The organism is Alteromonas portus (assembly GCF_005117025.1).
In the GTDB taxonomy this organism is placed as follows: Bacteria; Pseudomonadota; Gammaproteobacteria; order Enterobacterales; family Alteromonadaceae; genus Alteromonas; species Alteromonas portus.
Window position 1 is genome coordinate 432,254 of the sequence record NZ_SWCO01000005.1, and the last position, 12,765, is coordinate 445,018.

Consider the following 12,765-nt stretch of genomic DNA (forward strand, 5'->3'; position numbering starts at 1 on the left):
ATTCTTTACAATGCCACGCTTCTCAATTTTAGAAACGGGATTTCTTTATTTAGCTTAATTCTCAATATATAACATAATGTGATGTGTTGCATATAAAAAGATAATTATTTTTATTGTTTGAGGGTGTGCATAATGCGCGACATCAAACTTTAGTTTACTTTTTAAGAGAATCTTGCAATGAAAACTTTTTCCCGTTTATTGGCAATTGTAAGCCTAACTGCGCTAGTTGCTGCATGCGGTGGTGACGAGCAGGATCCAAGTCAATCAATGAGCGCTGGCGCAAGTGCTGGTATTCCTGTTGATGTGGCAACGGTAGTGTCTCAGCGTTTAACCGAATGGGATAATTTCACTGGTCGCTTAGAGTCCCCACACATTGTAGCGCTTCGCCCCCGCGTATCGGGCTATATTGACTTTGTTGCATTTGACGAAGGTGAGTATGTCGAACAAGGGCAAACGTTATTCTTAATTGATAATCGCACGTTTAAAGCAGAGGTTGATCGGTTAACAGCACAACTTGAAGAAGCCAAAAGTCGCGTTCAGCTGGCTGAGCAAAACTATAACCGAGCCTTCAAACTACGCAAAACTCAAGCGGTATCCGAAGAAGTTCTTGATGCTCGTTTAGCTGAGAAAAACCAAGCACTTGCTAGCTTAAACCAAACGCAAGCCGCGCTTGAAGTGGCCCGTCTAAATCGTGGTTTTGCTCGTGTTGAGGCGCCTATTTCTGGGCGCATTTCTCGAGCCAACATCACTGAAGGTAACTTTGTTACCGCAGGACAAACAGAATTGACTCGAATAGTATCTACCGACCGTTTATACGCTTATTTCGATATAGATGAACAGACTTATCTGAACTACGTCAACAGTGATAAAGATGCGTCTACCTCGGTAAATGAACAGCCGGTGGCTATGCGCCTTGCGAACGAGTCTGATTATAACCACTGGGGTCAAATTGACTTTATCGATAACCAAGTAAATGGTAGCACCGGTACACTTCGCGTTCGCGCCGTATTTAATAACGAAGAAGGACGTTTAATTCCTGGTTTATTTGCACATTTAAAGTTAGCAGGTGACACCGATGAACAGGGTATTCTTATTAAAGAAAAAGCTATCGGCACAGATCTTAACAACAAGTTTGTATTGGTTGTGAACGACGAGAGTAAAGTGGAATATCGCGCAGTTAAGCTAGGTGACAAAGTAGGCAGCATGCGCATTATCACCAGCGGCTTAAATGCAAACGACACCATTATAGTTGATGGCTTACAGCGAGTGCGTCCTGGTGCCCAAGTTGCCGCTAACCAAGTGCCTATGGGTGATGAAGATGCACTGGCAAATTTATCTAGCTGGCAGTCGCGTGTTGATAACGCAACACAACTAACTCAAAACATGGCGCAGGTTGAAGATGTTTTGTCTGGTGGTTCATTTACCTCAGGTACAGCAACAGCAGGTCTTAAGTAATGAATATCTCGCAGTTTTTCATTAGCCGCCCCATTTTCGCGGGCGTGCTTTCATTACTCATTTTTATAGGTGGTGCTATTGCTGTTTGGCAACTGCCTATTACCGAATATCCAGAAGTGGTACCGCCTACTGTAATGGTAACTGCAAATTACCCAGGCGCAAACCCTGAAGTCATCGCCGAAACAGTTGCAACGCCGCTAGAACAAGAAATTAACGGTGTTGAAAACATGCTGTATATGTCATCACAGGCAACCAGTGATGGCCGTATGACGCTAACAATCACGTTTGCCATTGGTACCGACCCAGATGAAGCCACAACACTGGTACAGAACCGTGTTAATCGCGCTACACCCCGTTTGCCTCAGGAAGTGCAGCGTTTAGGCGTGGTAACTGAAAAATCATCACCAGACTTAACTATGGTGGTGCATTTAACATCGCCTGATAATCGTTATGACATGCTGTATCTTTCAAACTATGCTGATCAGTTTGTGAAGGATGAACTGGCCCGTATTAATGGGGTAGGGCAAGTACGTTTGTTCGGTGCCGGTGAGTTCAGTATGCGAGTGTGGTTAGACCCTAACAAGCTTGCTGCGCTTCAATTAAACCCTGGCGATGTGGCAGCAGCTATTGCCGATCAAAACCAGCAAGCTGCGGCAGGTAGCTTAGGTGCACAGCCTACGGGTACCAGCGAATTCCAATTATTGATTAACGTGCGCGGCCGTTTAAAAGATGAAGCCGAATTTGAAAATATTATTGTTAAGTCGGGGGAGAATGGTGAAATAACCCGTCTTAAAGATGTTGCTCGTGTTGAGCTTGGGGCGAATAATTATGCCTTAAGATCGCTGCTAAATAATAACCCAGCTGCGGCAATTCCAATATTCCAAGCGCCAGGCTCAAACGCCATACAAATATCAGACGATGTGCGTTCGCGCATGGCAGAGCTATCTAAGGTGTTTCCCGACGGCTTAGAGTACGACATTGTTTACGACCCTACTGTGTTTGTAAGAGGCTCGATTGAAGCCGTAGTAAACACGCTTTTAGAAGCGGTATTACTTGTTGTTCTTGTAGTTGTACTGTTTCTTCAAACTTGGCGAGCATCCATTATCCCATTAGTAGCGGTTCCTATTTCACTGGTAGGTACATTCGCCTTTATGCAGTTAATGGGCTTTTCTCTTAATGCGCTGTCTTTATTTGGCTTAGTGTTAGCTATTGGTATCGTTGTAGACGATGCCATCGTTGTAGTGGAAAACGTAGAGCGAAATATTGCCGAGGGTAAATCGCCATTTGACGCTACTGTTCAGGCAATGAAAGAAGTGACTGGGCCGATTATTGCTACCACGCTGGTTTTGGCTGCCGTATTTATTCCAACTGCTTTCATGAGCGGCTTAACGGGGCAATTCTATAAACAGTTCGCACTTACTATCACTATTTCAACGGTAATATCTGCAATTAACTCGTTAACACTGAGCCCTGCTTTATCTGCTCTGCTTTTGAAGCCTCACGGTAAAGCAAACGATTGGCTTACGCGCGGTATGGATAAAGTATTCGGTCGCTTTGTTTTTGCGCCTTTCAACCGTGTTTTTGAGCGCGGGTCAAAGCAGTACACGGGCGCAGTAGGCGGGTTAATTCGTAAAAGCGGCATTGTACTTGTGTTATATGCAGGCCTTATTGCGCTCACTTATAACCAGTTTGCCACTACACCTACGGGCTATGTTCCAGGTCAAGATAAGCAATATTTGGTGGCTTTCGCGCAACTTCCTAATGCAGCGAGCTTAGACAGAACGGAAGAAGTAGTTCGAGAAATGTCTCGCATTGCGATGGAACACCCAGGCGTGTCAGATGCCGTAGCGTTTCCTGGCTTAAATATTAACGGTTTTACTAATAGTCCAAGTTCTGGAATTTTATTTACGCCGCTTAAGCCTTTTAGTGAAAGACAGTCACCAGAGTTATCTGCAGGCGCCATTGCTGCAAAACTCAATCAGCAGTTTGGTTCGATTAAAGGGGCCTATGTCGCTATTTTCCCGCCGCCTCCGGTGATGGGACTAGGCACTATAGGCGGCTTCCGTTTACAGGTTGAAGACAGAGGGAACTTAGGCTTTGAAGAACTTGAGCGTGTAACCCAAGAAGTGATTGGTAAAGCATGGGCCCACCCTGCGCTAACAGGTTCATTCACAAGCTTCACTGTAGCCGTGCCACAACTTGATGTAGACGTAAATCGTGAAAAAGCAGTGAGCCAAGGGGTAAACATCGATACCTTGTTTACCACGATGCAAGCTTACTTAGGTTCGCTTTATGTAAATGACTTCAACTTGTTTGGTCGTACATATCAAGTGAACGTGCAGGCTGATGCTCAATATCGTCAAGAGATAGGGGACATAACCCAGTTTAAAATAAGAAATAGCCAAGGTGAAATGATACCGCTAGGTTCATTCCTAGACGTTCAACATAGTGCCGGTCCAGATCGAGTGATGCACTACAATGGCTACGTTACCGCCGAAATTAATGGTGCTCCAGCGCCTGGCTATTCGTCAGACCAAGCGAAAGCGGCCATCGAAGAGATTTTGGCTGAAACATTGCCGCTAGGAATGACCTACGAGTGGACAGAGTTGACCTACCAGCAAATATTAGCCGGTAATGCATCAGCGTTTGTATTCCCACTGGTTGTGCTTTTAGTGTTCTTAGTATTGGCTGCGCAATACGAAAGCCTGCGTTTGCCACTGGCAATCATATTGATTGTTCCCATGACCTTGCTGAGCGCGCTTATTGGCGTTCAGATTTACGGTGGTGATAACAATATCTTTACCCAAATTGGTCTAATTGTATTGGTCGGTCTTGCTACGAAGAACGCCATTCTTATTGTCGAGTTTGCTAAAGAGCTGCAGGACAGCGGCATGGATGCGCTTTCGGCCATCAAAGAAGCAAGTCGCTTGCGTTTACGTCCAATCTTGATGACATCAATTGCCTTTATCATGGGGGTATTACCTATGGTTATCTCTACTGGAGCGGGTGCAGAAATGCGTCAAGCCATGGGGGTAGCGGTATTCTCAGGCATGATTGGTGTTACCGTATTTGGGCTTATCTTAACTCCGGTATTTTATTACCTGATACAGCGTAAAGGTTAACTCTCCCGTCTACCCAAGCGTTGCCCTCTTAAGGGGCTCTTTAGGCCACTCATTTGAGTGGCCTTTTTTTACCAACGTTGAATATACCCTCGTCAACTAATATTCATGCTATGCTAACAACCGTATTCAATCGTAAGTGAAATGCGCACTTGTGCACTTTGTGTATTAGATTACTGCTAATGTCTACTGGCTAGATTCGCCAATATACGTTTTAATTTATATGGCGCTGGGTAACCTTCAGCGCTCAAAGTTCATTGATTAAGGGTGGCAAGCCTGAAATGACGGACCTCAAAGCGCAGTCTAAGCAACTTGAATTCTTCGAAATTCCAAGTCCTTGCGTGGGTGTGTGTGAGTCTGGGCCAAGAGGGTTCTGCAAAGGGTGCTATAGAAGCCGTGATGAGCGCCTTTATTGGCTTAAAGTTGATGATGCCACAAAACGAAAAATAATCAGTGCATGTGTACGACGTAAAAATGCGTTTATGGCAAAATTACGTAAAGCACAAGCACAGAAAGGCGAGGAAGCGGCACAACAGTTTTCTCTTTTCGATGAGCCGCCTGAAAGTCGTTAAAAAAGAGTTTGAGATTTATTGATGTCGTTAGATAAGTATGTTTCGTATGCTGCGAAATCGTTTACGTTACCCGATATTTGCGTGCGCCTGCGTTCAACGTTAGACGACCCTCGTTCTAGTATTGAAGATATCGCTGCACTGATTAGTGCCGATCCTTCTCTTACCGCAAAGGTTTTGCGTTTGGCCAACAGTTCGCTTTTTCGTTTTCCTTCTCAAATTGAGTCGGTCACAAAAGCCATAAACGTGATTGGTGGCGAAGCGCTTTATAATTTAGTTATCGCTGAAACGGCAACCACCGCTTTTAAACACTTTGATACATTATTAATTGAGTTAGATAAGCACTGGCACGCGTCTGTCTATTGCGGGATGGTAGCAAAGAGTCTAGCCATGAGACTTAACGTTCGCGGCGCCGAACGCTTTTTTGTGATGGGCATTCTTCAAAATATGAGTGAGCTTATAATCGCTAAAAAAGAACCTAAGCGTTATGACGATTACCGCAGTGCGAAAAAGAACGAGTTGCCACATATTGAGCAGTTGTCCCATTTCGGTTTTACGTTTGCGCATTGCAGCGGTATCATACTCGAAAAATGGCACTTACCGATTGGTTTGTACTATCCGGTATCTTTCATGAATGATGAAGCAAAATACTCATCAGATATTGATGTTTGTGTACTTGCAATTGCAAGTCGTATAACGCTTAGTCAACTTGAAAAAGAAAGTTATGCTGATATTGAACTTTTTACGCCAGAGATAGCCAATACAGTAAGTCTCGACATGGAAGTGATTAGCAACTCGATTGAATATGCTGAACAAGAAACAGCAAAAATTGTGTCGCTTATTCACTGAGCTTTCAGTGCACAATTCTGTCACCGCACTTTTTATATTGTAAAATATAGAAAAGCTCTCCCAGAGGATTGGTATTACGAACGCCTTATCCAGGCGTAATCTAATAACTATAAAGCTCAACGTAAAATCAGATTATGTTCAGAAAAATCTTCCGGCCACGTGTTGTAGTTGGTGCCATTTGTATTGGCATGTGTTTATCTGCAAACGCGAGGGATCTCATTGAAACGCTTTATCATGCTGATTTCACTCCTGATGCCGACGACGAAATACCTCGTTTCTCACTAGACGGGGAGCTTGGTGTTCTGCTCAATACCGGCAACACGTCTGCTGCCAGCGTGAAAGCGGCGGTTAATGCCGACCATGAAACCGAAAATTGGAGCAGTATCTATTTCGCAGAGTTGCTTTACAAGGAAAGTGGTACGCCAACGACAGAGCGAGATGTCAGTGCACAACGTTTTTTCACGAGTGCACAATTCGACTACAAGCTACTTACTCCCGGACGCCGTCTTTTTATGTATGGAGACTATGAAGACGATAAATTTACCGGCTATGAGCACCGTGCTTCATTGGCAGCGGGTTGGTCTCAGCGGGTTTGGCGAAATGAAGACAGTGAGTTTCGTTACAGTATTGGCCCTGGCTACAGCTTTATTGAAGCGGAAGAAGACAACGAAAGCGTAGTGAACGATGGCATTATCGTTCGTGCCTCTGCAGAATATAAGTATCATTGGAACTCTGGGGCGAAACTTAGGCAGTTTGTCAGCGCTGAAGCTGGCGAAGAAAATACTAAATCACGCTCGGAAACCTCGCTTTCAGCTAACGTATTTGGCTCTTTAGCGATGAAACTATCTTTTATATTGAACCATGAAACCGACACGCCTGAAGACGTTGCGGCGTTAAGTACTGAAACGTCAGTAGCCTTAGTCTATCAATTCTTTTAGTCAATTAGTGTAAATTAATGGTCTAAATAGGGCTTTTTAACGCGTTCGCATTGACTGCGAGGCTTGAAAATGTACACTGCGCACCATCGTTTGTAGTGTCGTCTTCCTTGTGGCATTACTAAAAAGACTTCTTTTAAAACTCGTGTTGTACCGCCTTGCAGTTCAAAAGGTATCGAGTACAACGAATGGACCGTTAATCAATAGGATTGTTCAATGAAAAAGCAAGCGCTTGCATCTTTAATTGCAATTTCCCTTTCTCCTGCTGTATTCGCTCAAGACGATGAAGTTAAGCCTTTTACAATGGAAGGTGAACTAGGTTTTATCTCTACGTCAGGTAACACTGAAACCACCTCAATAACTGCAGGTATAGTAGCGCACCAAGAGCTAGAAAATTGGAGCAACGACTACGCACTTGAAGGTCTTTATAAAAGAGAGACTACTGAAGATTCGTCAGGCGAAGAAGTTGAGCGTACTTCTGCTCAAAGTTTCTTTGGTTCTGCGCAGGGTAACTACAAGCTAGAAAACCCTGATAACCGTCTATTCGCTTTCGCATCATATGAAGATAACCGTTTTAGCAACTTTAACTATCAAGCTACTGTCGCTGCGGGTTGGAACCAAAAGGTTCTTGAAAACAAACGTCACACCCTCGAATATTCAATCGGTCCGGGTTACTCTTTTATTGAAACGCAGGAAGATGAAAATCTTGATAGCATGATTGTTCGTGCATCATCGGCGTATTCTTGGAAAATTTCTGATACCGCTAAATTCACGCAGACCGTGAGTACGGAAGTAGGTTCTGATAACACGAAATCTCGTGCCGAGACAGCCCTTACAGCTACCATCAGCGGTAATCTATCAATGCGTCTTTCTTTCAAACTTGACCACAACACCAACGTTGATGAAGACGTAGAAAAGCTTGATACAGAAACAGCAGTAAGCCTAGTTTACAACTTCTTCTAAGCTTTGCTGAGTGCCTAAGCCTTTTAATATGGGTTTAGGCTTGCAATGTTGTATGTTGCTGAGCCTTTGTTACGCTATCGCCGAGGTGGCGCTAGCACAAGGTCAATACAGCATATAACAGAAGAACAGATACAAAAAACGCTGCAATGTTGCAGCGTTTTTTTATTCCATTTTCTTCAAAAAAAGCCTGATGAAGAAAAGCGCCCTCTAGTGAAGAATGCGGGTCTTGATCGTTCCATCAATTTGTTGAAGTTCAGCCAATGCTTCATAGCCGCGGTCTTCTTTCACATCTACTACTACATAACCGATTTCCGCGTTAGTCTGTAGATACTGGGCTTCAATGTTAATGCCTTTTTCTGCAAACGCTTGGTTAATTTGGGTAAGAATACCCGGTTGGTTTTTATGTATGTGAAGTAGTCGCGAACGACCGGTGTGCTCTGGCAGTGAAACCTCAGGGAAGTTAACCGCTGATAGCGTAGAGCCATTGTCGCTGTATTTTGCCAGCTTTCCAGCCACCTCAATACCAATGTTCTCTTGTGCTTCTTGTGTGCTTCCGCCAACGTGTGGCGTAAGAATAACATTATCGAACGCGCGAAGTGGTGATTCAAACTCTTCAGTATTAGACTTAGGCTCTACAGGGAACACATCAATTGCTGCGCCGTTAAGGTGGCCGCTTTCTAATGCTTTGGCAAGCGCGTCAATATCAACCACAGTACCGCGAGATGCGTTAATAAGAATGCTGCCTTTCTTCATTTGCGACAGCTCTTTCTCGCCAATCATATCTTGTGTTTGAGGCGTTTCAGGCACATGTAGCGATACCACATCAGAGGTACTAAGTAGCTTTTCCAGTGACTTCACCTGAGCCGAGTTACCCAATACAAGTTTGTCTTCAATATCGAAGAATTGAACGCGCATACCTAAATGCTCAGCAAGAATACTTAGCTGAGTACCAATGTGACCATAGCCAATGATACCGAGCGTTTTTCCGCGAGCTTCATAAGAGCCAACCGCAGTTTTTTCCCATTCACCACGATGGGCCTTAGCGTTTTTACTTGGTACTTGGCGAAGTAGAAGAATAATTTGACCAAGAACCAGTTCCGCCACAGAGCGAGTATTTGAAAACGGTGCGTTAAATACCGGGATACCACGACGTTGTGTAGCTGCAAGGTCAACTTGGTTAGTGCCAATGCAGAAACAGCCAATAGCCACAAGCTTTTGCGCTGCATCAACCACTTTCTCGGTAATCTGAGTACGCGAGCGAATACCAACAAAGTGGGCGTCTTTTATCTTCTCAATTAACTCATCTTCAGGAAGAGAGGTTTTGAGAAATTCAATGTTGCTATACCCATTGCTTTTTAGTGTCTCCAAAGCACTTTGGTGAACACCTTCCAACAACAAAATTCGGATTTTATCCTTCTCTAATGAAACTTTGCTCATGAACTCGCTATCTCTCACTGATGTAATAGGGGTTGCTGTCAGCGCCAACAATATTTACCGTGAAGCTCTAGGCCGAAAACACCTGACGTTGCGCTAATTTTGCTGCGACAACTTCGTTGCGACAACTTCATTGCGATAATTCCGCTAAAAATGTGTTTGTTAGCATCGGCTATCACGGTTTTAAAATGACACTGTTTGCTTTAGTTAAAAAGGTTTTTTGAACCTCGGTAACGTAAATCTTTAGGCGCTGAATATCTTTTTAAGACATCTAGACGTCTAAACGGAAATTAACAGAAAACGGGTTAAGTTGAAAGCAGTATTTTGCCTAGCTTTTCGCCGCCCTAAATCAAGCTAAGCACTACTTGAAGGTTTCAACACCATTATCTGTAGCACTTAACACAATATCTGCACCTCTTAACGCAAAAATACCGTTAGTCACCACACCCGGAATATTATTAATTTTTTGTTCTAGCTCACGCGGGTTTAAAATTTCAAGGTTGTGAACATCTAAAATAACGTTACCGTTATCTGTTACTACGCCTTGTCTGTATTCAGGGTCGCCACCAAGTTTAACCAGTTCACGGGCTACAAAAGAGCGAGCCATGGGAATAACTTCTACAGGAAGTGGAAACGAGCCCAGTACAGGCACGCGCTTGCTCTCATCAACAATACAAACAAATGTTGTCGCAGCGCCGGCTACAATTTTCTCGCGGGTGAGTGCTGCGCCACCGCCTTTAATCATATGCTTGTGTTCTGTGACCTCATCAGCTCCATCGATATAAACCGAAAGGTTGCTGACTTCATTCAATTCGAACACTTCTATACCCAACGCTTTTAAACGTTCAGTAGATGCCTCTGAGCTTGATACTGCGCCTTCAATTTTGTGCTTAATGTTACCGAGTTCTTCAATAAAGAAATTTACGGTAGAACCAGTACCCACACCGACAATGCTATCTGCTTCAACATATTCGATGGCTGCTTTGGCTACGGCTTGCTTTTTTGCGTTCTGATCCATGGTGACTCTCCGAATTATCGTGTTCGCAAGTGTAACGTATAAGCGCACATGAACCCACAAATTCGTATGCTCAATTTGTTATAGCGACTATCACGATTTAGTAAATTGCAGAGTGCGCGAAGGTGTCACGATGGCGTCAAGGGGAACATCCCACGGTGCAATAGGTAGAGCGTCAACCTCTTGGATATCGTGAGCAATGCCAACTAGCTTTGGGGCACGTTTTTCTGAAGGCGAATGGAAACCAGTTTTGTTTTGAGTGAAACTCAATGTGCGATCGTAATAACCACCACCCATACCCAAACGGTTACCCATACTATCAAAGCCTACAAGGGGCATAAGAATAACGTCACACTGCGTCACGGGGATAACGTTTTGACAGGACAATATGGGTTCTTCAATCTTGTATTTGTTAAAAGTAAGCTTGGAGTTTTGGGTATAAGACAAGAAAAGTAAGTGGCCTTTGCATACGGGGTGCAGTACGGGAAGTGCAAATTTCTTCTTGCCCGAAGTGTGCCAAACTTGGTCTATGTAGTACTTTAAATTCACCTCGCCATCATTAACTAAATAACCCGCAATTGTTGTACTGTTGTCGAGTAAAGGCAGGGCATTAAGTTGTGATGCTACGCGTTTCGCAGCATCCTCATGTTGTTCGTAAGATAGCGTACGACGTGCGTCGCGAAGCTTTTTCCGTAACTGAGCGCGAGCTTGCATGCTTTCTTGTGAAACGTTTATCTGCATGATTGAAGGCCTTAGTGGCTTTAAAACAGAAAGTTAACGATCAGATTCACCTAAATATTGATTAAGTACACGAACCAATTCACTACTCTCAATGGGTTTAGTCAAGACATCATCAAGGCCTTGCTCAAGCAAATATTCTGGCTGGGTTATCACATCGGCCGTTAACGCAACAATAGGCAAATTTGGCTTGAAACCTTTTATTTGAGCTGTGGCTTCATCGCCTTGAATGCCAGGAAGGTTAAGATCCATAAGAACTAAATCCACAGGATTAGACCTGGCGTATTCAACGCCTTCTTCGCCAGTGCTCACTACAGAAAGGGACACGCCAAGTTTTTCGAATAAGGTTTGAATGACGACTTGGTTTATATAATGGTCTTCGACCACTAAAACATTGGTGGATTTGCTAACGTTGACTTGGGCCACAAAACTGCGAGGTTCAGCCTCAACAAATTGGTTAGCATTTAAAGCATCAGCAGGTAAAGTCACGCTAATTCGCGTGCCTTGGTTTAATTTACTGCTTACTTTGATACTGCCATCCATAAGCTCGATTAAGCGCCGTGATATATTTAAGCCTAAACCCGTTCCATCAATTTGGTGCGCATTTCCCATACGCTCGAAAGGCTTGAAAAGACGTTTTTGGTCTTCATCGCTAATACCAATACCTTGGTCAATGACATTAAATATGAGCTTACCGTTTTTGTATTTCACCTGCGTTTTTACTGATTTACCGTGATTAGTAAACTTAATTGCATTGGACAGCAAATTAAGCGCGACTTGTCCAAATTTGGTGTCGTCAAAAAATAGCGTATCGGGTACGGCGTCATCAATACTTGTAGAAAATATGATACCGCTGTCTTCAGCACGGATCTTCGTCAATGAAAACAGGTGGGTGAAAAAATCTTTGGTGTTTACAGCGCGCGGCATTACGCGCATTTTACCCGCTTCTATCTGCTTTATGTCTAAAACAGAATTTACTATTTCTAAAAGCCTTTCACCGCTTTGGCTCACATGGGAAAGTGGTGAAGTAAATGATGAGGGTAAATTTAACTTTTGAGCTTCGCCTTCAAGCAGCTGGCTAAACGTGTTTATCGCATTAAGTGGCGTTCTGATTTCGTGGCTTATGTAAGACAAAAAATCAGATTTAAATTGGCTGGTGCGCTCTAGTTCTCGGTTTTTACGCTTTAGTTCTAAATGCGCTACTACCGATTTACTTAGGGTTTGAAGTGATGCTTTCTGCGCTTCAGTCAGTGTTTTAGGTTTGCGGTCAATGGCGCAAAGTGTACCTATTGCGTGACCAGAAGGCGTTATGAGTGGTGCGCCAGCATAGAACCGAATATCAGGGGCACCTGTTACCAAGGGGTTGTCATGAAATCGAGGGTCTAACGTGGCGTTAGAAATTTCGAACACCTCTTCTTGCAAAATTGCATGAGAGCAAAAGGCAATTTCACGGGATGTCTCTTCGGCATCCAAACCCACTCGCGATTTAAACCACTGGCGGTCAGGGTCTATTAAACTAATAAGTGCAATAGGGGTTTCGCAAATTTGCGAAGCAAGCGCTGTTAGGTCATCAAACAGTTGCTCAGCCTCGGTATCAAGTACGTCATAGCTAAGTAGCTCGGCAAGACGTTCTTCCTCATCAACGGGGATTGGGGCTGATTCCATTTTTTAAACCTGACGCTTTCATT

At 43.8% G+C, this 12,765-nt stretch carries 10 protein-coding genes; 6 read left to right on the forward strand and 4 right to left on the reverse strand.

The genetic code is table 11. The annotated features are described in order from the left end of the window. The first annotated feature begins 177 nt into the window (after nt 1–177). From E5672_RS09845 to E5672_RS09870, 6 genes are all read left to right on the forward strand, one after another. Entirely contained in the window at nt 178–1,455 is a 1,278-nt protein-coding gene (locus E5672_RS09845) for an efflux RND transporter periplasmic adaptor subunit (protein ID WP_136782033.1), read from the forward strand. After that, nucleotides 1,455–4,577 (forward strand): efflux RND transporter permease subunit, encoded by a 3,123-nt coding sequence (locus tag E5672_RS09850; protein ID WP_136782034.1) that lies wholly within the window; start codon nt 1,455–1,457, stop codon nt 4,575–4,577. The genes E5672_RS09845 and E5672_RS09850 overlap by 1 nt, the downstream gene beginning before the upstream one ends. A gap of 278 nt (nt 4,578–4,855) precedes the next feature. Further along, on the forward strand, nt 4,856–5,146 hold the full coding sequence (locus tag E5672_RS09855) for a DUF1289 domain-containing protein (RefSeq protein WP_136782035.1): 291 nt from the start codon (nt 4,856–4,858) through the stop codon (nt 5,144–5,146). Between the two features lie 21 nt (nt 5,147–5,167). Beyond that, a complete protein-coding gene (locus E5672_RS09860; RefSeq protein ID WP_136782036.1) occupies nt 5,168–5,992 on the forward strand; it encodes an HDOD domain-containing protein in 825 nt (274 codons plus the stop codon). A gap of 134 nt (nt 5,993–6,126) precedes the next feature. Then, on the forward strand, nt 6,127–6,930 hold the full coding sequence (locus E5672_RS09865) for a DUF481 domain-containing protein (RefSeq protein ID WP_136782037.1): 804 nt from the start codon (nt 6,127–6,129) through the stop codon (nt 6,928–6,930). A gap of 213 nt (nt 6,931–7,143) precedes the next feature. Next, nucleotides 7,144–7,890, forward strand: a complete 747-nt coding sequence (locus E5672_RS09870) for a DUF481 domain-containing protein (protein WP_136782038.1) — start codon at nt 7,144–7,146, stop codon at nt 7,888–7,890. A gap of 207 nt (nt 7,891–8,097) precedes the next feature. Here the strand turns inward: E5672_RS09870 and serA are convergent, their stop codons facing one another. The 4 genes from serA to E5672_RS09890 all read right to left on the reverse strand — a co-directional run bounded on the left by serA (nt 8,098) and on the right by E5672_RS09890 (nt 12,742). After that, a complete protein-coding gene (gene serA / locus E5672_RS09875; protein WP_136782039.1) occupies nt 8,098–9,327 on the reverse strand; it encodes a phosphoglycerate dehydrogenase in 1,230 nt (409 codons plus the stop codon). Nucleotides 9,328–9,685: 358 nt separating this feature from the next. After that, a complete protein-coding gene (gene rpiA / locus E5672_RS09880; RefSeq protein WP_136782040.1) occupies nt 9,686–10,342 on the reverse strand; it encodes a ribose-5-phosphate isomerase RpiA in 657 nt (218 codons plus the stop codon). Nucleotides 10,343–10,432: 90 nt separating this feature from the next. Continuing rightward, the gene (locus E5672_RS09885) at nt 10,433–11,080 is read right to left on the reverse strand and encodes a 5-formyltetrahydrofolate cyclo-ligase (RefSeq protein ID WP_240692203.1); all 648 of its coding nucleotides are present in this window, start codon (nt 11,078–11,080) and stop codon (nt 10,433–10,435) included. Between the two features lie 33 nt (nt 11,081–11,113). Beyond that, nucleotides 11,114–12,742 carry an ATP-binding protein gene (locus E5672_RS09890; protein WP_136782041.1) on the reverse strand — a complete coding sequence of 543 codons (1,629 nt, stop codon included), beginning with the start codon at nt 12,740–12,742 and terminating at the stop codon, nt 11,114–11,116. Between the last annotated feature and the right edge of the window lie 23 nt (nt 12,743–12,765).

Excerpts from the sequence above, each read along its gene's own strand:
- E5672_RS09870 (WP_136782038.1), top strand. The coding sequence starts at position 7,144 with ATGAAAAAGCAAGCGCTTGCATCTTTAATTGCAATTTCCCTTTCTCCT.
- serA (WP_136782039.1), bottom strand. The coding sequence starts at position 9,327 with ATGAGCAAAGTTTCATTAGAGAAGGATAAAATCCGAATTTTGTTGTTG.
- E5672_RS09845 (WP_136782033.1), top strand. The coding sequence starts at position 178 with ATGAAAACTTTTTCCCGTTTATTGGCAATTGTAAGCCTAACTGCGCTA.
- E5672_RS09890 (WP_136782041.1), bottom strand. The coding sequence starts at position 12,742 with ATGGAATCAGCCCCAATCCCCGTTGATGAGGAAGAACGTCTTGCCGAG.
- rpiA (WP_136782040.1), bottom strand. The coding sequence starts at position 10,342 with ATGGATCAGAACGCAAAAAAGCAAGCCGTAGCCAAAGCAGCCATCGAA.
- E5672_RS09855 (WP_136782035.1), top strand. The coding sequence starts at position 4,856 with ATGACGGACCTCAAAGCGCAGTCTAAGCAACTTGAATTCTTCGAAATT.
- E5672_RS09885 (WP_240692203.1), bottom strand. The coding sequence starts at position 11,080 with ATGCAGATAAACGTTTCACAAGAAAGCATGCAAGCTCGCGCTCAGTTA.
- E5672_RS09865 (WP_136782037.1), top strand. The coding sequence starts at position 6,127 with ATGTTCAGAAAAATCTTCCGGCCACGTGTTGTAGTTGGTGCCATTTGT.
- E5672_RS09850 (WP_136782034.1), top strand. The coding sequence starts at position 1,455 with ATGAATATCTCGCAGTTTTTCATTAGCCGCCCCATTTTCGCGGGCGTG.
- E5672_RS09860 (WP_136782036.1), top strand. The coding sequence starts at position 5,168 with ATGTCGTTAGATAAGTATGTTTCGTATGCTGCGAAATCGTTTACGTTA.